This is a genomic window from Vibrio sp. LB10LO1 (genome assembly GCF_010092875.1).
Taxonomy (GTDB): Bacteria; Pseudomonadota; Gammaproteobacteria; order Enterobacterales; family Vibrionaceae; genus Vibrio; species Vibrio campbellii.
In genome coordinates, this window is record NZ_JAADJW010000006.1 from 71,498 (window position 1) to 95,889 (window position 24,392).

Genomic DNA, 24,392 nt, shown 5'->3' on the forward strand with positions numbered 1-24,392 from the left:
ACTCATTGTCGTTATACCCCTAGCTTCCAACCTAAAGTACGCATCACATCCGAGAATACGCCAGCAGCCGTAACCTCAGTACCCGCACCGTAACCACGCAATACCAGTGGAATTGGTTGGTAGTAGCGGCTGTAGAATGCCAGTGCGTTTTCACCGTCTTTAATCTTAAACATCGGGTCGTTTTCATCGACTGCTGCAATGCTTACTGTGCATTTACCATCAACAATTTCACCAACGTAGCGCAGTACTTTGCCTTCTTCTGCCGCTTTAGCTGACAGCTCTTTAAAGTAGGCGTCCGCTTCTGGTAAGCGCTCCATAAACTCTTCAACACTGCCTGAGTCGTCAAAACCTGGTGGCAGAGCTTGATCAACCACAACGTCTTCTAGTTCTAGAGACATGCCAGCTTCACGAGCAAGGATAAGTAGCTTACGCGCCACATCCATACCCGATAGATCGTCACGAGGATCCGGTTCAGTAAAGCCATTTTGCTTGGCGATGTTGGTTGCTTCACTTAGGCTCATACCTTCATCTAACTTACCGAAGATGTATGACAGAGAGCCAGAAAGGATACCGCTGAAGCGCTCTAGTTCATCACCCGCTGAGATTAGGTTTTGTAGGTTTTCGATCACCGGTAGACCTGCGCCTACGGTTGTTTCGTACATCAGCTTACGGCGAGAGCTGCGCGCAACATCGCGAAGCTGATGGTAGTAAGACATGCTGGCTGTGTTTGCTTTCTTGTTTGGTGTAACTACGTGGAAACCAGCCGCTAAGAAGTCAGCGTATTGGTTCGCGATATCTTCACTTGAAGTACAGTCCACCAATACTGGGTTGATGATGTGGTTACGTTGAACCAAAGAAATCAAACGCGCTAGGCTGAACTCTTCTGTCGCTGCCGACATACGGTCACGCCAATGCTCTAGTGGCAGACCTTCGCTATCAAGTAAAAGACCTTTACTGTTTGCCAAGCCACACACGCGAATCACGATACCTTTCTCAGCCAGCTTCGCTTGTTGACGCTCAATCTGATCCACCAACTCACCACCAACGCCGCCAATACCAACCACGAAGACGTCTAGGAAGTGCTTAGAGTTGAATAGGTTCTCGTGACACGCTTTGATCGCTTCAGAGATTTTGTCTTCAGGAATCACGGCAGAGATAGCACGCTCAGATGAGCCCTGTGCGATGGCTACAATGTTTACGTTCACTTCAGCAAGAGATGAGAAGAAGCGAGATGCAACACCGCGTGAAGTACGCATACCATCACCAACCAAAGTGACAATAGACACATCATCAATAAACTCGACTGGTTCAAGTAGACCGTCTTTTAGTTCAAGTTCAAACGCATCCGCCAATACTTGTTGTGCTTTTGCTTTGTCTTGCGCTTCGATACAGAAGCTGATGCTGTACTCAGAAGAAGATTGAGTGATCAGAACGATAGACACACCTGCTGATGACATTGCGCCAAATACTCGACTTGCCATGCCAACCATACCCTTCATACCCGGGCCAGACACGTTAACCATCGTTAGGTCGTTCAGCGTCGTGATACCTTTGATAGCGAGGTTATCTTCGCCAGTGTCTTGACCAATCAGCGTACCCGCGCCTTGTGGGTTAAAGCTGTTTTTGATCAGACATGGAATATGGAATTGTGCGATTGGTGCGATGGTTTTCGGGTGCAGAACAGAAGCACCGAAGTAAGAAAGCTCCATCGCTTCTTGGTAACTAAGCGATTTAAGCAGGCGAGCATCTTCTACTAGGCGAGGGTCACAGTTGTAAACACCATCAACGTCAGTCCAAATTTCACAGCAATCTGCGCGCAGACACGCCGCAAGAACCGCTGCTGAGTAGTCAGAACCATTACGACCTAGTGTAACTAGTTCACCTTTCTCGTTACCGGCGGTAAAACCAGGCATGATATTTACGTGACCTTGAGGAAGAGGATTCTGACGGAAGTTCTGAGTTGAAACTTCAACATCGACCATAGCTTCTAAGTGATCGCCTTTTGCGTAGAGGTATTCAACTGGGTCGATAAGATGCGCTGGTTGCCCTTTCGCTTCCAATACCGCTTTCATCAGCTGAATCGAAACGCGCTCGCCTTTACTAATGATACGTGCATTGACGTTATTTGGGCACATGCCAAGAAGATTGATGCCATGAACGAACTGGCGAAGTTGAGAAAGTGACGTTTTAACTTGGTTATCGAAAGCTGCACCATCGATGTTTGGTAATACAACTTGGATATCTGCAAACAGAGCTTTGAAAGAAGCTTCCAGCTCATTGATTTGCAGTTCAGCTTCACCATTGCGAAGCGCACCTTCAATAACCGCTACCAGCTTGTTGGTTGTTTTGCCAGGTGCAGAAAGTACCACTGCGACTTCTTCTTGTTGTGCGTTGTTGGCGATGATATCCGCTGCTCTCAAAAAGCGATCTGCATCTGCTAATGATGAGCCGCCAAACTTTAATACTCGCATCCCTTCCTCCGATGTATCTTCTTAAATCTGTCTAAATTCTGTATAAAAAAGCATAAAAAAAGGCCTGTATCTTGTTGGATACAGGCCTTCTTTGTGAATTTCTTTCGCTCAGCAGCCTGCCCCAACATTGGTCGTGTTGGTAATAATAATGGTTGTGGTCATTACTACTTGGCTGTGAGATGTCATAAATAAATATTCAACGATAATTATGTGTTTGCTTAACTCTACGTTTACCGAGTTTCGTAAACAGAGTCAACAAAAAATTGTTTATTTTCCGGCCTTACAGAGATTTCTGCTACGCAATGTCATTGATATTTCAAAGTAATTACAAGGATTTACCGTTACAGCGGTTTGGGTTACTTTTTTGTGCACAGTTCGAGCCTCACTAAAAACCAAATCATCGAATGATCCTGGAGCCGATCTTAAACGCTGAGCACAAGATCAAAATGCCATCCTTTACTGACATTACTTAACAAACACTTAACCGTGATCAATGTTCATAGGATCGAATTAAACAGAAAATAAATGAGCTGGATTTCATATTCTATGCTTTAATAGTGAGAAGCTTTTAGCACATACTAATAACAAAGTTAGACACAAGGAGTGGTCAACATGAAAAAATGGATTTTTCTGTTACTGTTCGTTGTGCCTGGCATTTCTGTCGCCAGTGATCTTCCGCCTTTACCGGGCAAAACTTCCTCGTCTCCACACAAACTTTTCATTTCTAGTGAAAACTACCAAACCGACAGCTTTGACGTCTGGAATATCGATGGTGGGTACGCGTATGAGCTGTTTGACTCTGTCGATCTTTACGTGGGTGCTCGCGTCAATAACTCTCCAACTCAGAATCAGAGCGGCTTTTTAAGTGGTATCAGCTATCACTTGAACGATCGCGTGACGGTGAAAAGTACGGTGCGTTCTTACAAAGGCGAAACGACAGAAGGCACACGTGAAGAAGACAGTAGCCTTGCCGCAGAAGTATCGAGCCGCGTGAAAATCACCGAGAACTTGGATCTTCACGCCACTTTGGATTATCAAGACTGGCAACAAGGCTTTGAAGTCGGCCTAGGTTTCCGCTTCTAAAAATCCAACGCCTCTTTCGAAGTTAATACCCCATTCCAATCCGCATACACATAATGCTTAGGTTGTACGATCTGGTTTTGCATGGTCAGTGTCACGTTGACTTCTCCCATGCCACGCTTCTCAGTTTTAAACGGGCATGTACCCAATGCTTGAATACCGATGTCCATCTGTGACATCTGCGCCACATCACGAACCGCACCGTAAACGATGATACCTTCCCATCCATTTTCGATACCAAGAATCGCCAATTGATCGCCAAGCAAAGCTTTTTGACAAGAGCCGTGTCCATCCACGATCAGCACTTTTCCTGTGCCGTCTTCACTCAGTACTTCACGTACTTTGGAATTATCGTGGTAGCAGCGCACAGTGACAATTTCGCCGTGAAAGGCACTGCGTTGACCAAAGTTCTGCAATGGTAAGCTCAGCAGGGTAACTTGGTCCTCAAATTGGTCACAAATGTCTGGTGTTATGTCTCTCATAGTTCCTCCGTGAATTGTCTCATCCGAACCGACGCTCAGGTGAGTAGTATCCTTCTATACGAGTCGCGGTGTTATCGACCCTAGCTTGTGCATCACCTCAGGGGCGGAACAAGCAATCAAATAAAGTTCGTCATCAATAACGTAGTAAATCGCGTTCTGCTGGAACTTATTGGCCAACTCTACCGCTGCTTGTGGGGTTAACTCCGCAGCGTAACTTTCTTCCAACCACTCAAATGCCTGATCGCCTACCGTGACAGGCACGTACTTTACGTGGTTTAATTGTTTCTCGAGCTTATGATTACTTATGCAATTCTCTTCTTTTGACCGCAAATTACTGTAAGGGTTCCAAGCAGTTATCACTGCGTAGCTGGTAGCCTGCCATTCAGCATGAAAACGGAAGAAAGACTTTGAATAAGCATTCCATAACGATGCGTCTATGTTCGTATTACTTTTTTCTATCATAACTCTTAAACGATTAATAACAGTTACATTTCATCAATTGATGTAAATCAACAAACTGAATGGAATTAACATTTGAGCATTGTTAGCATGCTGTTAACAATATAAAATCCGCTCCATATCTTAGGGTGTTTACGTTTCAGGCCCCATAAATACTGGAATTGAAAGGTAAACAAGCCCTATAGAATAAACGTCGCCATTGGATACTGGTGAGTTGGCAAAATTCCAAGGAGGGCGGATAACTGAAAGAAGTGTTTTTTTGATCAACTTGATTTATTATCAAAATCACATTACCTGTATGTTATATTTTTGCCTAGAATTTATTCTATTAGCACAATTTTGTCACAAATTTAGGTACCGCCAATGCAAACCCCGCAGATTCTTATCGTTGAAGATGAGCAAGTAACTCGTAACACTCTTAAGAGTATTTTTGAAGCAGAGGGATACGCTGTTTTTGAAGCCAGTGACGGTGAAGAGATGCACCAAGTGTTGTCTGAAAATTCAATCAACTTGGTTATTATGGACATTAATCTTCCAGGCAAGAATGGTCTCCTTCTAGCACGTGAACTTCGCGAGCAAGCGAACATCGCTCTGATGTTCCTAACTGGTCGTGACAATGAAGTAGACAAGATCCTAGGTCTTGAAATTGGTGCTGATGACTACATCACTAAACCATTTAACCCACGTGAACTGACTATCCGTGCGCGCAACCTGCTAAGCCGCTCTATGAGCACTAACGCTGTACAGGAAGAGAAACGCTCGGTAGAAAAATACGAGTTCAACGGTTGGGTGCTAGACATCAACAGCCGCTCGCTAGTGAGCCCAGCTGGTGATAGCTACAAACTGCCTCGTTCTGAGTTCCGTGCTCTACTGCACTTCTGTGAGAACCCAGGTAAGATTCAAACTCGTGCTGATCTTCTTAAGAAGATGACTGGCCGTGAGCTTAAGCCACACGACCGTACTGTAGACGTAACTATCCGTCGTATTCGTAAGCACTTTGAATCAGTATCAGGTACACCAGAAATCATCGCGACAATTCACGGTGAAGGCTACCGCTTCTGTGGCGATCTAGAAGACTAATCTGCTCCAGTAAAAACAATAAGGGCTTGCTCTATGAGCAAGCCCTTTTTCTATCTGTAAACGAGCAAATAATACAAAAACCGTAATTAGTACAAACCTAGTGATTAGTACACCTTGTCGATTCGGATGCCTTTTTCGACTAACCAGCCTTTCTTACCTGCGTCATCCAACAACAGTGCTAAATCGACCGACTTCTCCATATCCGCTTCAATTTGCCATACAAACGCCACTTCCCACTGATTTTCGCTGTGAGTACGCAGTTCGAGCAGATCACCATCGATTTCCCACTCAGAGTCACCCTGCTTGATGATCAACGAATCAACGGTCAAGTTTGCGGGAAGTTCTTTATCGGCCTTCAAGTAAAGTGCGCCATGCACGTTCTGTTCTTGAACTTCGCCAATGGTTGGCATTAGATTTACCCACAGATTGCTTTTCAGTTCGACATTCACCTTATTCATGGTGATTTGACTGTCCCCTTGCCAACCAACCTGAGGAGCAGAACTACAACCCGCCAGAAGCGCCATTGCCAGTGCTGCCGATGCAAATTTCTTCATGTTATTTCCTCTGTTCCAACCAACTTTTCAAGACTTGAATATCGTTTTGATACTCGTTTTTAATTTCTTCGACCCAATCAGAGATGTTCTCCCACCATGCTGGCATATCTGGAGACTGCGCTTTTTGAGCAACGCTTTGAATGTGTTTAAGACCAATGGAGCCCGCCGCACCTTTGATCTTGTGAGCTTCGGAGACAATGCCATCTTGGTCTTTCGCCGTCATATTTGAGTCGAGCACTTCAATATAATCCGGCATCATGTCTTCGAACATCTTGATGCTATCGTACACAGGCTTCACGCCCACGATATCCACGTACGACTCTAGCATATCCAAATCAAGCAAATGCGTATTGATCACTGGTGATGGGGTAGGTGTAACATCCTCAACCACTTCAGGCTCGATAACGACTTCTTCTTGGCTTTCAATACGATTAACGAAGAACTTATCAATCACTGCCTGCATTGCCTGAACCGCAAGCGGTTTGCTGATGGCATCGTCCATACCATTATCGAGATACTCGCGACGATCTTTCATGACGTTAGCCGTCAAGGCCACCAGCGGCGGCAGATTGTCGTAGTGCTCGCGATAGTACTTGGCGACATCAAAACCTGTCATGTCAGGCAATTGAATATCAAGCAGTGCTAAATCATATTCATCCGGTACAAAGTTCACTAGCGCCTCTTGGCCTGTCATTGCAACGGTCACGGTATGCCCTAAACTCTCAAGCAGTGACTTAGCAACGGTGACGTTCAACTCAATGTCTTCCACCATAAAGATATTCAGGCGCACGTTATCGCGTTTTGCATCGACAACGGGCTCTGCGATCTCAACAATTGGGACGTGAATGGACACGGTGAAGGTACTACCAAAGCCTTCTTCACTCGCTACGGTAATATCACCGTCCATCATGTTGATCAGCTGCTTAGAAACTGCCAAACCAATACCAGTACCTACCGCATGCAGGTTATCTTTACCAGATTTCACTTGATAGTACATAGCGAAGATCTTATCCAACTCTTCATCTGGAATACCGATACCAGTATCTTCCACTTCCATAATGATGGTCGCGTAATCGTCTTCTACATCTGCACTCACCGTCATCACTACGCCACCTTCTTTAGTGAACTTCATGGCATTGCTAACGAGGTTCCAAATCACCTGACGCAGGCGGGTCGCATCCACTTCAATCGCTTTTGGCAACGAGCTCAGACGCTCTAGATCGAAGCGCAACCCTTTTTGCTCAGCCATCAGAGCCGAGATACTTTCGATTTCAGCGACGAAGTCTTCAAAGTTCAATGGGGCAGGTAACAGCTCCAACTTACGACGGTCGAACTTGTCCATATCGATGATGTCGTTGAAGATGTTGCCCAAAGTAATGGCACTAACATTGATGGTTTGCATGTGCTTACGCTGCTCTTCAGTCAACTGACTATCAAGCAACATACGGCTCAAGCCAACGATGCCATTTAATGGCGTACGCAGCTCATGACTGATCGTAGAAATAAACGTGGTTTTGTCACGGCTGGCTTTTTCTAGTGATTCTTCGTGGCGTTTACGCTCAGTGATATCACGACCGAAACCAACCAGACCAAGATGGCGGCCATCTTTGCTGTAGAACGGCACCTTGCGCAGTTCAAAGTAATGCTTACGTCCGTCAGGGTATTCCAGCCATTGTTCGTAAGTAATGGCTTGATTGTCGGCAAAGACTTTTTGGTCGGTATCGACGATATGCTCCGCCACTTCTTTACTGTAGACATCCCATGGGCTCAAGCCGACTAACTGATGCTCTTTCTTACCAGTTAGCTCTTCCATCGCGCGGTTACAGCCAGAGAAAACACCGTCAGCGTTACGGTAGTAAATCAAGTCAGGAGATGCGTCGATAAAAGAACGCAATAGTGCCGTGCGCTCGGCAAGCTCAAGCTGAGTGCGTTCACGTTGGAACACTTCGTTCTCAAGATCTTGCATCGCTTCTTCGCGAGCTTCTTCTGCTTTAATGCGCTCTTCAATCTCTTGGTTGAGCTTCTCAATGTTCTGCTGTAGCTGGAAGTTCAGCTCTTGGTCACGAGAACGCATGTCTTTAAGCTTAGACACCAACTTGGTTAGTCTTTGACGTGACTCTTCTAGTTGATCGACCACCACAGACAGGAAGTACACAGCCCAAGGGGTGATCAACAAACCAAAGAACACTGAACGGACAATATCAATATCGTCGACATTGCCTTTCAGCGCTAAGGTAATCCCCACTTGCACCACAACAGCCAATGCCACCAACGCCAGCGCCAGCAATATCGAGAAACGGACAATCCCCAGCTTGACCAATAGGTCAACATAGTACTGGGCGAGATTTTTCATGGGCTTCATTCACTACTCCACGGAACAAGCTAGATATCGAACCCTGACAAAATGAAAAGCGAAACCGCTGAGCGAAGGAGCAACAACGATTTACCTATTTGAAAGACACACGGATGGAGTAGCGGTGTTTCAGGGCTCATCAACGCCTCATCCTATGTGCTTGCAGTTTAACGTGTTTAATACGGTGATTTAAACTGCCTACTCTCAACTTAGAGCAAGCGGTCACAAAGCGTTAGTAAGAACTTGGATGAACACTGGTGCAATCACGGCCATCAGCCTTGGCTTGGTAAAGCGCACTGTCTGCCATTGCAACGCCCATTTCTGGCTCATCACCATGATGAGGAACATAAGCGACAAAACCGATACTGACTGTCAGTCGGTCCGATGTATTTGAACTGCGATGTTCGACCGCCAGTTCGTGAATTTGCTCATGGATGCGCTGTGCGACTTTCAGCGCCCCCTCCGTCGTCGTATTAGGCAGAATGAAAGCGAACTCTTCACCACCGTAACGCGCCACGCAGTCAGAAGATCGGCTCGCGACTCGTTGGAATACCGCAGCCACCTTCACTAAGGCTTCATCACCTTGCTGGTGACCATAACAGTCGTTGTAATCTTTGAAGAAGTCGATATCACATAGCATGATGGTCAGTGGTAACTTCTCACGAATATGGTGGTACCAAAGGGTATGCAGTTGCTCATCGAAACGACGACGGTTGGCCACTTGAGTTAAGCTGTCTGAGAAGCTGAGTTTCTCTAGTTCTAAATTCGCTTCTTCAAGTTTCTGCTCAGCAAGATAACGCTCTGAAATATCACGTGCCATGATCAGCACACCATTGGTGCCAGAGGCTTTATCTTTGAACGGCGATTTCACCACATCAAACCATGTGTAGTAACCATCGGTGCTGCTCACTTTATCGATGTATCGAATTGGCTGAGTTTGTTGTAAAGCCTGTAGGTCACTCGCTTCTAAGCGGATATAGATATCCTCAGGAATGACATCTTGCAGGCGCTTACCAATCAAATCTCCCACATCGGAAATGCCGAGAGCGTTAACAAAGGGTTTATTACAGGCTTGGTAAACCATGTTTTCATTGAAGATACCGATCGAGTCCGGACTAGCATCCAGAATGGTTTGTAAGATGGTATCGCGCTGTGCCAAAGCGACTTCGGTATCTTTACGGCGCTCCATCTCATCACGTAGGTTCTGCTGCATCTTGTGCCATTCAGTGACATCATGGCTGATAGACAAGGTGCCGATCAACTCTCCACTTTGAGAGACTAACGAGCTCTGATTAACCTCAAGCAAACAACTTCGTCCTTGAGGGTCTGTCGTCCAACGACGCTCACTTTTTCTTGTTGCGATCGGGCTAATGCTTGCAGAGCAGGCTTCTTCTCTCCGCCCCTCCCAGAAAAGATCAAACGCTCGGTTAGTTGTTAACACTTTACCCTGCTGATCTTGTAAGCAAATTAACTCAGATAGAGAATCGATCGCAGAGCGAGCAATGCCTAATTTTTCTAGCTCTTTCTGCTGCTCTTGAAGTGTCGCTTGGTAAGGTTGAGCGTAGATAATCCAGACACGATGACCACGCAGCACACTCTTTTTACCAGACAGTTCAACTTTGACGTTTTCTGTTTCAGATAACCGCCAATCAAATAATTGATGGCGGAAATGGCGGCTAGAAAAGCTATCGAGTAGCGCCACCAGCTCTTCAGTGTGAAAAGAGGCAGGATAAAGAAAGCCAGAACCTAATGCGCGGATGCCAAGTAATTGCATCGCAGGATCGTTAGAAAGCAGTAATTGACCATGACTTGCGTCGAGTACAAGTACGGGGTAAGGAGAATCAGTAACGAGGTGTTTTAAAGCGGATTGGAATCGCAGATAGATCAGCGTAACAGTGATTACACATACCACAGAGAGCAGGACCACAAATCCGTAGTCGCCCTGCCCATCCCAGAGCCAATTGAGTAACTGATCCATTTTTCCGACCTTTAAAGCAAATCGGGAGAAATATAACAGTTCTTAATCGATCATTCTGCCTTTAATTCTGGTTTGCTATAGATGAAAGCATCGCCGGTTAAGCTACCTTGTGCACCCTCTCGGTCCAATGCGCGACCAATTTCGGTCATCGCGAGCCAGCGGTTCTCACACCACAGTGGTGATAGCAAGGTTGGACGACGCGCCGCAGAAGAAACACGATGATAAATCACCTCTTTTGGCGTCATACGGATCATTTCACTGGCGATAGCCACATACTCTTCAAGCTCAGGCGCTTCTAGCTTTCCAGCACGCCACGCTTTTGCCATAGTACTGCCTTCGACAATATGTAGACCGTGAAGCTTGATGCCGTCAGTACCGACTTCGAGCACTTTACGCAGTGTTTCAACGTTGTCGTCGCGTGTCTCTTTCGGCAAACCAACGATCAGGTGGGTGCACACTTTGATACCAAGTGCACGAGCACGCTTGGTGATTTCTGCGTAGCACTCAAAATCATGACCACGATTGATACGCTTGAGGGTGTCATTGTTGGCCGTTTGAAGACCTAGCTCTAGCCAAATCTCATAGCCTTGATTCACGTAATCCGAAAGCAGATCTAATACCGCATCAGGAACGCAATCAGGACGAGTGCCCACACAAAGGCCGACGATATCAGCCGCTTTGAGAGCTTCTTCGTACATGTTTTTAAGAACTTGTACTTCTGCATAGGTACTGGTGTACGCCTGAAAATAAGCCAGATACTTCTTCGCTCGATGGATCTCTCCAGCGCGATCTTTCAATTGATCGTGAATGCTTTTGATCTGCACTTCTTCGTCAGCAAACGAAGCCACATTACAGAATGTACAACCACCTCGGCCAATCGTGCCGTCGCGGTTTGGGCAACTAAAGCCACCATGTAAAGTCAGCTTATGGACTTTTTCGCCGTAGCGACGCTGAAGATCTTGGCCTAGTGTATTGACCAACTCATGTAACTGCATAGATTCTCACCAATAGTAAACCGTAATAAATCTCACTACGATTCATGTAAATAAATTACATCCCTGCAAGAAAAAACAAATAATTCTAGTCAATTCAAACAAACAGATAGCGGTGTGAAATCAATAAAACTGCATAAAACCAACTCAAAACCCGCAATGTTGCGCAAATGTTAAACAAAAAGTGAATATTTAAACGAAAAAATTGGGTCACAAAAGCGACTTTTCGTTGCATTCTCAAGTCACAAAATTGTAGGATACTTACACAACCCCGTTGTTTTTGTGACTTTTATTACAACAATAACTGCGGGAATTGTCGGCGATACCCCGCTCCCACCTATATAAGTCACTAAATTGTGGCAATAAATAAAGGGATATCACCAAGGATTGTTTTTCTCGCAAAATTTTTCCTGCGAGATACGGAAAGGAATCAAGACTGGTCAACCTCGGCCAGTGGCGAATCATAAATATAAAGGACAAGACGCAAAGAGCGCACCTAAGGCAGTCGAGATCTGTCCGGGATTCTTGCGTCGACATTGAACTGGAAGGATGTATCTATGGTAGATAGAGAGCAAAATTCACAGGGTCTGTACACTCCGGAGCTGGAGCATGACGCTTGTGGTATCGGTTTTGTTGCTCACCTTAAAAACCGTAAATCTCATGAAGTAGTGACTCAAGCATTGGATATGCTGGCTCGCATGGAACACCGTGGTGGTCAAGGTTGTGACCCATGCAGCGGTGACGGTGCGGGTATCTTGCTACAAAAACCTCATGAATTCCTATTAGAAGAAGCCGTTAAGTTAGGCATTAAACTGCCTTCGTTTGAAAAGTATGGTGTTGGTGTCGTTCTTTTCCCGAAAGACGAATACAAACGCGAACAATGCCGTGACATTCTAGAACGTAACGCACAGCGTCTAGATCTTGAAGTTATCGGCTACCGCGTTTTGCCAACCGACAACTCAATGATCGGTGCAGACCCACTAAGCACAGAACCTCAGTTTGAGCATGTGTTTATCTCTGGTGGCCCTGGCATCACACCTGAAGAGCTAGAACGCAAACTGTACGTACTTCGTAACTACACTGTACGTGTTTGCCTAGAAAGCGTTTCGAACATTGGTGACGACTTCTACATTAACTCCATGTCTTACAAGACATTGGTGTACAAAGGTCAGTTAACGACCGAGCAAGTACCTCAGTACTTCCTTGATCTACAAAACCCGACCATGGTGACCGCACTGGCACTGGTACACTCTCGCTTCTCTACCAATACCTTCCCGAAATGGCGTCTTGCACAGCCTTTCCGTTACATTGCCCACAACGGTGAAATCAATACAGTTCGCGGTAACTTGAACTGGATGAAAGCCCGTGAAGCAATCCTAGAATCAGACCTGTTTACTCAGGCTGAAATCGACATGCTTCTTCCAATCTGTCAGGAAGGCAGCTCGGATTCATCTAACTTTGACATGGCACTTGAGCTCCTAGTTCTTTCTGGTCGCAGCCTGCCACACGCATTGATGATGATGATCCCGGAAGCATGGCAAGAAAACAAAAACATGGATCCTAAACGTCGCGCGTTCTATCAGTACCACGCGAACATCATGGAACCATGGGATGGTCCTGCTTCAGTATGTTTTACTGATGGTGTTCAAGTTGGTGCGACACTAGACCGTAACGGTTTGCGCCCTTCTCGATACACAGTGACCAAAGACAACTTCCTAGTAATGGCATCTGAATCTGGTGTTGTGGATATTGAGCCAGAGAACGTTGAGTTCCGTGGTCGTCTACAACCAGGTCGTATCTTCGTTGCAGACCTAGAGCAAGGTCGCATCATCTCTGATGAAGAAGTGAAAGACACCATTGCAACGGCGCAGCCTTACGAGAAGTGGGTAGAAGAAAACCTACTGAGCTTGAAGAAGTTGCCAGATGCGAGCAACCAGTTCAGCCAACCTTCTCCTGAGCGCTTGCTACACCGTCAACAAGCTTTCGGTGTGAGCACTGAAGAAGTGAACGAAATCATCGTTCCAATGGCGAATGATGCGAAAGAGCCATTATCAGCAATGGGTGCCGACTGGCCTCTTGCGGTTCTATCTCATCAATCTCAGCATCTTTCAAACTACTTCAAGCAGCTGTTTGCACAGGTAACTAACCCACCGATCGACCCGATCCGTGAGCGTATGGTTATGTCGCTGAACACTTACTTGGGTAAAGACCAAAACCTTCTGACTGAAACACCACTTCACTGTCAGAAAGTTGAATTGGAATCGCCTGTTCTGGCGAACTCTGAGCTTGAAAAACTGCGTGCGATCGATAACGAGCACCTGCAAGCGAAGACTTTGGATATCGTATTCCAAGCCAATGAAGATCAAGGCAAGCTTGAACGTGCACTAAAACGTATCTGCCAATACGCAGAAGACGCGGTTATCGATGGTTACTCAATCATCCTACTAACTGACCGTGCAGTGAACTCAAACCACGCAGCGATTCCAGCAATGCTGGCAGTTGGCGCAGTGCACCACCACTTGATCCGTAAAGGTCTACGTGCGAAGTGTGACATCGTGGTTGAAACTGGTGACGCGCGTGAAACGCACCACTTTGCAACGCTACTTGGTTACGGTGCGAATGCGGTTAACCCATACCTAGTAATTGAAACCATCATTGAACTTCAACGTACTAAGAAGTTGGATCCAGAAGCGAACCCTCGCGATCTGTTCAACAACTACCGTAAAGCGATCAATGGCGGTCTTCTGAAGATCTTCTCGAAGATGGGTATCTCTACGCTACAGTCGTACCACGGTGCGCAAATCTTCGAAGCGTTGGGCATCCACAAATCAGTGGTCGACAAATACTTCACTGGTACGGTTTCTCGTATCCAAGGTCTAACCCTTGATGATATCGCCAAAGAAGTGCTGATCCGTCACCGCATCGGTTACCCACAACGCGAAATCCCAATTCAAATGCTGGATGTTGGTGGTGTTTACCAATGGAAACAGCGTGGTGAGAAGCACCTATTCAACCCAGAGACTATTTCTCTACTTCAAGAGTCTACGCGCAACAAGAACTACGATCAGTTCAAGCAGTACGCGACAGCCGTAGATAAACAAGGTGACAACGCGGTAACCCTGCGTAGCCAACTTGAGTTCATTAAGAACCCAGCAGGTTCTATCTCTATCGACGAAGTCGAGCCAATTGAAAGCATCGTGAAACGCTTCGCGACAGGTGCAATGTCATTCGGTTCTATTTCTTACGAAGCACACTCCACACTGGCTGTTGCGATGAACCGTCTTGGCGCGAAATCGAACTCTGGTGAAGGTGGTGAAGACCCAATGCGTTTCGAGCGTAAAGAGAACGGCGATTGGGAACGCTCTGCAATCAAGCAGGTGGCTTCAGGCCGTTTCGGCGTAACCTCTTACTACCTAACTAACGCTGAAGAGCTACAAATCAAAATGGCTCAAGGCGCGAAGCCAGGTGAAGGTGGTCAGCTACCAGGCGATAAAGTAGATGACTGGATCGGTGCAACACGTCACTCGACTCCGGGCGTTGGCCTTATCTCGCCACCACCACACCACGATATCTATTCAATCGAGGATTTGGCTCAGCTTATCTACGACTTGAAGAACGCGAACCGCGCGGGCCGTGTCAACGTTAAGCTGGTATCGGAAGCTGGCGTAGGTACGATCGCTTCTGGTGTAGCGAAAGCGAAAGCGGACGTTGTACTTATCGCAGGTTTTGACGGCGGTACTGGTGCATCCCCAATGTCTTCAATCCGTCATACTGGTCTTCCTTGGGAACTTGGCTTGGCAGAAACGCACCAAACGCTACTTAAGAACGGTCTACGTAACCGTATCGTGGTTCAAGCGGATGGTCAGATGAAGACACCTCGCGACCTTGCAGTGGCAACACTACTTGGTGCAGAAGAATGGGGCGTGGCAACCGCAGCCTTGGTGGTTGAAGGTTGTATCATGATGCGTAAGTGTCATAAGAACACCTGTCCTGTTGGTATCGCGACTCAAAACAAGACACTTCGCGAGCGCTTTGATGGTCGCGTAGAAGACGTCGTAACCTTCTTCCAATACATGGCACAAGGTCTGCGTGAAATCATGGCTGAACTTGGCTTCCGCACTATCGATGAGATGGTCGGTCAAGGTCAAAAGCTGAAGATTCGCCAAGACGTTTCTCACTGGAAATACAAGAACCTTGATCTGTCTCCTGTTCTCCATGTTGAGCAACCACGTGAAGCTGATGGTGTATTCAACCAAGCTCAGCAAAACCACAACCTAGAAGAAGTACTAGACCGTAAGCTGATTCAAGCAGCGATTCCTGCACTCGAGAAAGGCGAAGCGGTGAATGCCGAGTTCCCTATCGTTAACACGGACCGCTCTGCAGGTACCATGTTGTCGAACGAAATCTCGAAAGTGTACAAAGATGCCGGTCTACCTCAGCCAATGAACGTGAAGTTCAAAGGTTCTGCGGGTCAGTCATTCGGTGCATTCCTCGCTAAGGGCGTGAAGTTTGAAGTGGAAGGCGACGCGAACGACTACTGGGGTAAAGGCTTATCTGGCGGTACCTTAGTACTTTATCCAGATGCGAAATCAAGCATTGTCGCGGAAGACAACATCGTGGTTGGTAACGTGTGTTTCTACGGTGCAACTTCGGGTGAGTCTTTCATTCGCGGTATGGCTGGTGAACGTTTCTGTGTTCGTAACTCAGGCGCGAAAGTAGTAGTAGAAGGCGTCGGTGACCACGGTTGTGAATACATGACTGGCGGTGCAGCCATCATCCTTGGTTCAACAGGTCGTAACTTTGCCGCAGGTATGAGTGGTGGCGTGGCTTACGTCTGGGATAAATCAGGTGACTTTGAGTCAAAACTGAACCCAGAGCTAGTAGACCTAGATCCAATCGAGCAAGAAGACAGAGATCTATTACTCGACATGCTAACTAAGCATGTTCAATTCACAGGAAGTGAAGTCGCTCAGTCTTTCCTAGACAACTTTGAAGCTAGCCTTGCCTCTATGGTTAAGGTAATGCCGCGTGACTACAAAGCGGTTCTTCAAAAGCGTAAAGCTGAAGCACAGTCTCAAGGAAACGAAACTCAAGTGGAGGCCGTATAATGGGTAAGCCTACTGGATTTTTAGAGCATGGTCGTGAACTACCACAGAAGATCGACCCAGCTGAACGCATCAAGAACAACAAAGAGTTCGTTCTGAACGAGGAGTTTGGTGACAAGATCAATACTCAAGCTTCTCGTTGTATGGATTGTGGTGTGCCGTTTTGTCATAACGGCTGCCCTATCGGTAACATCATCCCAGAGTTTAACGATGCGGTTTATCGTGATAGCTGGGAAGAAGCTTGGAACATTCTAAGCTCAACCAATAACTTCCCAGAGTTCACTGGTCGTGTTTGCCCTGCTCCATGTGAAAGTGCTTGTGTACTTGGCATCAACCAAGATCCAATCACTATCTGTAATATCGAGAAAACCATCGTAGAAACAGCGTATCGTGAAGGGTACGCCAAACCAAAAACACCACGTTCTCGCACTGGCAAAACCGTTGCGATCATCGGTTCGGGCCCTGCTGGCCTTGCGGCTGCTGAGCAGCTAAACGGCGCCGGTCATACTGTGACAGTATTCGAGCGAGACGAGAAAGTAGGCGGTCTACTACGTTTTGGTATCCCAGATTTCAAACTGGGTATGGACGTGATTGATCGTAAGATCAACCTAATGGCAGAAGCGGGTATTGAATTCAAAGTTAACCAACACGTTGGTGTTGATGTGAATGCTCAGCAACTTCGTCAAGAATTCGATGTGGTTCTACTAACGGGTGGTTCAACCGTTCCTCGTGATTTGCCAGTTCCGGGTCGTGAACTAAAAGGCGTTCACTTCGCAATGGAATTCCTAGGTCAAAACAACCGCCGTGCCAACGACATGGATCTTAAAGGTGAAGAACTTCACGCCGCGGGTAAACATGTTGTCGTTATCGGTGGTGGTGATACGGGTTCTGACTGTGTAGGTACCTCAAACCGACATGGCGCAGCAAGCATCACTCAGGTTGAAATCATGCCGATTCCACCAGAGAAACGCCCTGCCAATATGCCATGGCCACAGTACCCGATGATCCTACGTACTTCGACGTCTCATGAAGAAGGTGTTGATCGTCACTGGAACATCCTAACCAAAGAGTTCATCGGCAATGACAAAGGTGAAGTTACAGGCCTTCGTTTAGCTGATATCGTTTGGCAAGATGCGAAACCAGGCGAGCGCCCAAGCTTCAAAGAAGTAGAAGGTAGCGAGCGTGTGATTCCATGTGATATGGCATTCCTAGCGATGGGCTTCCTGCACCCAGAACCAACAGGTGTACTTGCTCAATTGGATATCGCACTAGATGATCGCGGTAACGTAGCAACTCAAGGTTTTGCTACTAACCAAGAAGGTGTATTTGCTGCCGGTGATATGCGAACAGGCCAATCTTTGGTGGTTCGTTGTATCAATGAAGGCCGCGAATGTGCCCGTGCTATCGATGATTACCTAATGGGTGGCACGAACCTAGAAGCAAAAGCAGATTCACTGATGCTTTCAGCTTAAAGGGAGTGCGCTCACTTCCTCTTTTCGGAGCATAAATCCAGCCATCAGTACTATAGATGGCTGGTTGTCAGGAAAGAAAACAGTTCCTTCCAATCTTTTTATTTTGACCAGCATTTTGTGCTGGTCTTTTTTATTCCCTCCAGAATCAAATGTTACTTTTTTGTAACAATCATTTTTCTATCTCACTGTTTTTCTTGAACTATTTCAGCCATTTAAATGGTAAATCGCATATTCACGCGATGATTCACTAATAACTTGACCTTTTTTACAATAAGCTATAGCTTGTGAAGTTGGTGAAAATAAAACACACAATTTTTGTTAAGATATTTGACGAATTTTATTGAATAGATATACATAAAACTTAGAAAGTGACGCATAGTTAGTCATCATTATCAACTTGAGCAGTGTTGATATATCTGTCGGGATGACAGATAAGCAAAGGGAGAATTGCAATGGCTCTTTATGATCCAAGTCTTGAGAAAGACAACTGTGGATTTGGCTTGATCGCGCACATGGAAGGCGAGCAAAGTCACAAGCTGGTACGTACAGCAATTTCTGCACTTGATCGCATGACCCACCGTGGTGGCATCGCCGCCGATGGAAAAACCGGTGATGGTTGTGGTCTTCTTCTACAAAAGCCCGATTCCTATTTACGCCTTATCGCCGAAGAAAATGGCTTCAACCTTGGCAAGCAATACGCCGTTGGGATGATTTTCTTCAACCAAGATCCGGTGAAAGCCCAACTCGCCAAAGACATCATCAACAAAGAGCTCGCACAAGAGACTCTGACGGTAGCTGGGTGGCGTGAAGTACCAACCAATTCAGAAGTACTCGGCCCAATCGCCGCCGATTCACTTCCAGACATTCAGCAAGTCTTTATCTCTGCTCCGGCAGGTTGGCGCGAGCGTGACATTGAGCGTCGCCTCTATATTGCACGCCGTCGCATCGAGAAACAAATCACCGAAGATCCTGACTTCTACATCTGTAGCTTGTCGACACAAGTTTTGGTGTACAAAGGCTTGTGCATGCCTGCGGACTTACCGCGCTTCTATCTTGATCTTGCTGATCTACGCATGGAATCCGCTATCTGCCTGTTCCACCAGCGTTTTTCTACCAACACTCAACCGCGTTGGCCTCTGGCTCAACCGTTCCGTTACCTTGCACATAATGGTGAGATCAACACTATCGAAGGTAACAGACAGTGGGCGCGAGCGCGTGCTTACAAGTTCTCGTCACCGCTACTGCCGGACCTACAAACCGCAGCACCGTTTGTGAACGAGACAGGTTCAGATTCTTCCAGCTTAGATAATATGTTGGATCTATTCCTTTCTGGCGGTATGGATATCTTCCGTGCCATGCGTATGCTTGTGCCACCAGCATGGCAAAACCACCCAGACATGGACCCGGATCTGCGAGCGTTTTACGACTTCAACTCCAAGCACATGGAGCCATGGGATGGTCCGGCAGGTATCGTATTGTCCGACGGCCGTTACGCTGCCTGTAACCTAGACCGTAATGGTCTACGCCCTGCACGTTATGTGATTACTAAAGACAAATTTATCACCCTGGCATCAGAAGTAGGGATTTGGGATTACGCTCCCGATGAAGTTGCCGAGAAAGGCCGTGTTGGTCCGGGTGAACTGCTGGTTGTCGATACTCGTAAAGGTAAGCTTTGGCAGTCTAGCGAGATCGATAACGATTTGAAATCTCGCCACCCTTACCGCGAATGGATGGAAAACAACGTTCGCAAACTCACTCCTTTTGCTCAGCTACCTGAAGATCAAGTGGGTGAGCGCAGCTTTGATGAAGACTTACTCAAGACTTATCAAAAGCAATTTGCTATGAGCAATGAAGAGGTCGATCAAGTACTGCGTGTTCTTGGTGATATGGGCCAAGAAGCGGTCGGCTCCATGGGTGATGACACCCCGATGGCCGTCTTATCGTCGAAAGAGCGCTTGGTGACTGATTACTTCCGTCAGAAGTTCGCTCAGGTAACCAACCCGCCAATCGATCCATTGCGTGAGAAACACGTAATGTCACTAGCGACCAGTATTGGTCAGGAGATGAACGTCTTCTGTGAAACCGATGGCCACGCCTACCGAGTCACCTTCGATTCGCCAGTGTTACTTTACTCAGACATGCAGCAATTGCTTGAGCTTGGTGACGATCACTACCGTAATACCATTCTCGACATCAACTACGACCCACAACAGAAAGATCTCAAACAAGCCATTGATGATCTGTGTGAGCAAGCAGAACAAGTGGTGCGTGAAGGCACGGTTCTAGTGGTGCTTTCAGATCGCGCTTTAGTCAAAGGCAAGTTGCCAATTCCTGCAGCAATGGCGGTCGGTGCGGTTCAAACTCGCTTGATCGATGCCAACTTACGTTGTGATGCCAACATTGTTGTCGAGACAGCAACTGCACGTGACCCACACCAATTTGCTGTCTTGCTTGGCTTTGGCGCCACTGCAGTTTACCCATACCTAGCTTATGAAGCGCTAGGCAAACTGATTGATGATAAAGCGCTAGAAAAAGACTATCGCGATGTGATGCAAAACTACCAATACGGCATCAACAAGGGTCTGTACAAGATCATGTCGAAAATGGGGATTTCTACCATCGCCTCTTACCGTTGCTCGCAACTGTTTGAAGCAGTTGGCCTGAGCCAAGAAGTCGTCGATTTGTGCTTTAAAGGCGTGACGACTCGTATTGAAGGCGCGAACTTCGACGACTTCCAACAAGATTTGTACAACCTTTCTCGTAAAGCTTGGGCGAAACGTAAAGCTATCGAGCATGGTGGTTTATTGAAATATGTCCACGGTGGTGAATATCACGCCTACAACCCGGACGTGGTTGGCACACTGCAAACTGCGGTTAAATCAGGCGAAAGTAACGATTATCAGAGCTTTGCTAAACAGGTGAACCAACGTCCTGTTGCCATGCTGCGTGACTTAATGGCGCTGAAAAAATCAGATTCCCCATTACCACTTGACCAAATCGAGCCAAGCACAGAACTCTTCAAACGCTTTGACTCGGCGGCAATGTCCATTGGTGCACTTAGCCCAGAAGCACACGAAGCACTTGCAACAGCGATGAACCGCCTTGGTGGCTACTCTAACTCGGGTGAAGGCGGTGAAGATCCACGTCGCTTCGGTACAGAGCGTAACTCGCGCATCAAGCAGATTGCTTCAGGTCGATTTGGTGTTACCCCTCACTATCTAACCAATGCGGACGTACTGCAGATCAAGGTCGCACAGGGTGCGAAGCCGGGCGAAGGTGGTCAGTTACCGGGACACAAAGTCACCGCAGAAATTGCAAAACTGCGTTATTCGGTACAGGGGGTGACTCTGATTTCCCCTCCTCCACACCACGATATTTATTCGATTGAAGATTTAGCCCAGCTGATCTTCGACCTAAAACAAGTCAATCCAAATGCGCTGGTTTCGGTGAAGTTAGTTTCTGAACCAGGCGTCGGCACCATCGCAACAGGTGTCGCGAAAGCTTACGCTGATCTCATTACCATCTCGGGTTACGACGGTGGTACTGCAGCAAGCCCACTAACCTCAGTGAAATACGCAGGTAGCCCTTGGGAATTGGGACTGGCAGAGACCCAACAAGCACTGGTTGCCAATGGTCTACGCCATAAGATACGTCTACAGGTAGATGGTGGTCTAAAAACGGGTCTAGACGTGGTGAAAGCGGCGATTCTCGGTGCGGAAAGCTTCGGTTTTGGTACTGCGCCAATGGTGGCAATGGGTTGTAAATTCCTACGTATTTGTCACCTCAACAACTGTGCTACTGGCGTTGCGACTCAAGACGAGACATTGCGTAAAGAGTACTTCAAAGGCCTACCGGAAATGGTGATGAACTACTTCATCGGTCTGGCGGACGAAGTGCGCGGATTGCTCGCTGAACTTGGTGTTGAAAAACTGACTGACTTGATTGGTCGTACCGATTTGTTGGAAACCGTTGAAGGTCTGACAGCAAAACAAACCAAGCTGGATTTGTCGAATATCCTTGAAGCACCAGTCTCTCCAGAAGGACACCCTCTTTACTGGACACAACCAAATACACCATTTGATAAAGCAGAGCTAAACAACAAGATCATCGAAGATGCACTACAAGCGGTTGAAAAACGTCAATCTGCTAGCTTCTTCTACAACGTGATCAACACTGATCGCTCTGTGGGTGCTCGCCTATCAGGTGAAATCGCTCAGCGTTACGGCAACCAAGGCATGGCAGCAACGCCAATCAAACTGCACTTGGATGGCACTGCTGGTCAGTCATTTGGCGTTTGGAATGCGGGTGGTGTAGAGCTTTACCTCACTGGCGATGCAAACGACTACGTAGGTAAAGGCATGGCTGGCGGTAAGGTGGTTATCAAACCTCACCTTGGCACTGCATTTAAGTGTAATGAAGCGACCATCATTGGTAACACCTGTTTGTACGGCGCGACCGGCGGTAAGCTGTTTGCGGCAGGTAAAGCAGGTGAGCGTTTTGGCGTACGTAACTCAGGTACGATTGCCGTCATCGAAGGCGCTGGCGATAACGCTTGTGAATACATGACCGGCGGTATTGTTGCCATTCTTGGCGCGACAGGCGTGAACTTTGGCGCAGGCATGACTGGCGGTTTTGCTTACGTATTGGATGAGAACCAAGATTTCCAAGGTCGCGTGAACAACGAATCGGTTGAAGCGATATCTCTGTCAGATCTCTATATCCACCAAGAGCACTTACGTGGTCTTATTGCCGAACATCTTGAAGAAACCGGCTCTAGCCACGCAGAAGATATCTTGGCGAACTTTGATGAATGGATTCCAAAGTTCTACTTGGTGAAACCACAAGCGGCGGACTTGCGCACGCTACTTGGCCACCAGAGTCGCAGTGCCGCAGAACTGCGCGTTCAAGCCCAGTAATCATGGAGGATGTTTGAATCATGAGTCAGAACGTTTATCAATTTATCGATGTTCAACGCGTAGATCCTGCGAAGAAACCTATCAAAGTGCGTAAGATCGAATTCGTTGAAATCTATGAACCATTTACCAAGCAACAAGCGACTGCGCAGGCGGATCGCTGCTTAGATTGTGGTAACCCATATTGTGAATGGAAGTGCCCAGTACACAACTACATCCCACAATGGTTAAAGCTAGCCAATGAAGGTCGTATCCTCGAAGCCGTTGAGCTATCACACCAAACCAACAGCTTGCCTGAAGTTTGTGGCCGAGTATGTCCGCAAGATCGTCTATGCGAGGGCTCTTGTACTCTCAATGAGGACTTTGGTGCAGTCACTATAGGTAACGTTGAAAAATACATTACCGACAAAGCCTTTGAAATGGGCTGGAAGCCTGACATGTCCAAGGTGGAGTGGACCGATAAAAAGGTTGCTATCATTGGTGCAGGCCCTGCAGGCTTGGCAGCCGCTGATATCCTAGTGCGCAATGGCGTGAAACCTGTCGTATTTGACCGCTATCCTGAAATTGGAGGCCTACTGACCTTCGGTATCCCTTCGTTCAAGCTTGAAAAAGGCGTAATGGAAAACCGCCGTCGCGTCTTCACCGAGATGGGCGTAGAGTTCCAGATGAATGTCGAAGTAGGTAAAGATGTACAGATGCAAGAGCTACTTGATGAGTACGATGCCGTCTTTTTGGGTGTTGGTACTTACAAGTACATGCGTGCGGGACTAGAAAATGAAGGTGCGCCGGGCGTTTACGATGCTCTGCCATTCTTGATTTCAAATACTTACAAGGTCATGGGCTTTGAGCACGACAAACCTTTTATCGACATGGCAAAACAACGCGTCGTCGTACTTGGTGGTGGTGATACCGCAATGGACTGTGTTCGTACCTCTATCCGCCAAGGCGCGTCAAACGTGGTATGTGCTTACCGTCGTGATGAAGCCAATATGCCCGGCTCTCGCCGCGAGGTGAAAAACGCCAAAGAAGAAGGCGTGAAGTTTATGTTCAACCTCCAGCCTTTAGGAATTGAAGTCGATTCGTCAGGTAAGGTCTCGGGGGTCAAAGTGGTGAAAACTGCCCTTGGCGAGCCTGATGAAGCGGGTCGTCGCCGTCCAGAACCCGTCGAAGGCAGTGAGCACGTTCTACCAGCAGACGTCGTTATCATGGCGTTTGGCTTCCAACCACACAAAATGGATTGGTTGGCGCCGTTTGATGTCGAGTTGGACCAATGGGGCCGTATCAAAGCTCCTGCGAAACAAGAGTTCCAATTCCAGACCAGCAACAAAAAGATCTTCGCTGGTGGCGATGCGGTTCGAGGCTCAGATCTGGTAGTGACCGCAATTGATGAAGGTCGAAAAGCCGCAGAAGGTATTCTCGATTACCTTGAAGTTTAATCACTGTTAACGTCTCA

13 protein-coding genes and 1 other annotated feature are annotated in these 24,392 nt (G+C 47.1%); of the genes, 6 read left to right on the top strand and 7 right to left on the bottom strand.

The window, feature by feature from the left end:
- Positions 1 to 11: 11 nt before the first annotated feature.
- Positions 12 to 2,471 (bottom strand): bifunctional aspartate kinase/homoserine dehydrogenase I, encoded by a 2,460-nt coding sequence (gene thrA, locus GXP65_RS06160; protein ID WP_038888975.1) that lies wholly within the window; start codon positions 2,469 to 2,471, stop codon positions 12 to 14.
- Between the two features lie 53 nt (positions 2,472 to 2,524).
- Positions 2,525 to 2,641 (bottom strand) — a sequence feature (Thr leader region).
- Positions 2,642 to 3,083: 442 nt separating this feature from the next.
- Between thrA and GXP65_RS06165 the strand changes: the two genes are divergently transcribed.
- The gene (locus tag GXP65_RS06165; RefSeq protein ID WP_050914545.1) at positions 3,084 to 3,554 is read left to right on the top strand and encodes a hypothetical protein; all 471 of its coding nucleotides are present in this window, start codon (positions 3,084 to 3,086) and stop codon (positions 3,552 to 3,554) included.
- On the opposite strand, the gene GXP65_RS06170 is transcribed toward GXP65_RS06165, so the two are convergent.
- Together GXP65_RS06170 and GXP65_RS06175 are read right to left on the bottom strand one after the other, a co-directional pair.
- Positions 3,551 to 4,033, bottom strand: coding sequence for a putative 4-hydroxy-4-methyl-2-oxoglutarate aldolase (locus GXP65_RS06170; RefSeq protein ID WP_005426466.1), 483 nt, complete (start codon positions 4,031 to 4,033; stop codon positions 3,551 to 3,553). The genes GXP65_RS06165 and GXP65_RS06170 overlap by 4 nt on opposite strands.
- A 54-nt stretch (positions 4,034 to 4,087) precedes the next feature.
- Positions 4,088 to 4,495 carry a DUF3293 domain-containing protein gene (locus GXP65_RS06175; RefSeq protein WP_162092311.1) on the bottom strand — a complete coding sequence of 136 codons (408 nt, stop codon included), beginning with the start codon at positions 4,493 to 4,495 and terminating at the stop codon, positions 4,088 to 4,090.
- A gap of 360 nt (positions 4,496 to 4,855) precedes the next feature.
- Here GXP65_RS06175 and arcA point away from each other — a divergent pair, with 360 nt between their 5' ends.
- Entirely contained in the window at positions 4,856 to 5,572 is a 717-nt protein-coding gene (gene arcA, locus GXP65_RS06180) for a two-component system response regulator ArcA (protein ID WP_005436194.1), read from the top strand.
- Positions 5,573 to 5,676: 104 nt separating this feature from the next.
- Here arcA and GXP65_RS06185 read toward each other — a convergent pair whose 3' ends face one another.
- The 4 genes from GXP65_RS06185 to GXP65_RS06200 form a co-directional block, all read right to left on the bottom strand.
- Positions 5,677 to 6,126 (bottom strand): hypothetical protein, encoded by a 450-nt coding sequence (locus GXP65_RS06185; RefSeq protein ID WP_005425382.1) that lies wholly within the window; start codon positions 6,124 to 6,126, stop codon positions 5,677 to 5,679.
- A gap of 1 nt (position 6,127) precedes the next feature.
- Positions 6,128 to 8,488: an aerobic respiration two-component sensor histidine kinase ArcB gene (gene arcB / locus GXP65_RS06190; RefSeq protein WP_045402293.1), complete on the bottom strand. Its 2,361-nt coding sequence runs from the start codon at positions 8,486 to 8,488 to the stop codon at positions 6,128 to 6,130.
- 223 nt (positions 8,489 to 8,711) lie between these two features.
- Positions 8,712 to 10,457 (bottom strand): diguanylate cyclase, encoded by a 1,746-nt coding sequence (locus GXP65_RS06195; RefSeq protein ID WP_162092312.1) that lies wholly within the window; start codon positions 10,455 to 10,457, stop codon positions 8,712 to 8,714.
- Positions 10,458 to 10,507: 50 nt separating this feature from the next.
- Positions 10,508 to 11,452 carry a TIGR01212 family radical SAM protein gene (locus GXP65_RS06200; protein WP_045369973.1) on the bottom strand — a complete coding sequence of 315 codons (945 nt, stop codon included), beginning with the start codon at positions 11,450 to 11,452 and terminating at the stop codon, positions 10,508 to 10,510.
- A gap of 554 nt (positions 11,453 to 12,006) precedes the next feature.
- On the opposite strand from GXP65_RS06200, the gene gltB (GXP65_RS06205) reads away from it, so the two are divergent.
- The 4 genes from gltB (GXP65_RS06205) (at position 12,007) to GXP65_RS06220 (ending at position 24,375) form a co-directional block, all read left to right on the top strand.
- Positions 12,007 to 16,557, top strand: a complete 4,551-nt coding sequence (gltB, locus tag GXP65_RS06205; protein WP_005425388.1) for a glutamate synthase large subunit — start codon at positions 12,007 to 12,009, stop codon at positions 16,555 to 16,557.
- Positions 16,557 to 18,026, top strand: a complete 1,470-nt coding sequence (locus tag GXP65_RS06210; RefSeq protein ID WP_162092313.1) for a glutamate synthase subunit beta — start codon at positions 16,557 to 16,559, stop codon at positions 18,024 to 18,026. Before gltB (GXP65_RS06205) ends, GXP65_RS06210 begins: the two co-directional genes overlap by 1 nt.
- 452 nt (positions 18,027 to 18,478) lie before the next feature.
- Positions 18,479 to 22,942 carry a glutamate synthase large subunit gene (gene gltB / locus GXP65_RS06215; RefSeq protein WP_162092314.1) on the top strand — a complete coding sequence of 1,488 codons (4,464 nt, stop codon included), beginning with the start codon at positions 18,479 to 18,481 and terminating at the stop codon, positions 22,940 to 22,942.
- A 20-nt stretch (positions 22,943 to 22,962) separates the two neighbouring features.
- The gene (locus GXP65_RS06220; protein WP_162092315.1) at positions 22,963 to 24,375 is read left to right on the top strand and encodes an FAD-dependent oxidoreductase; all 1,413 of its coding nucleotides are present in this window, start codon (positions 22,963 to 22,965) and stop codon (positions 24,373 to 24,375) included.
- The last annotated feature ends 17 nt before the right edge of the window (positions 24,376 to 24,392 follow it).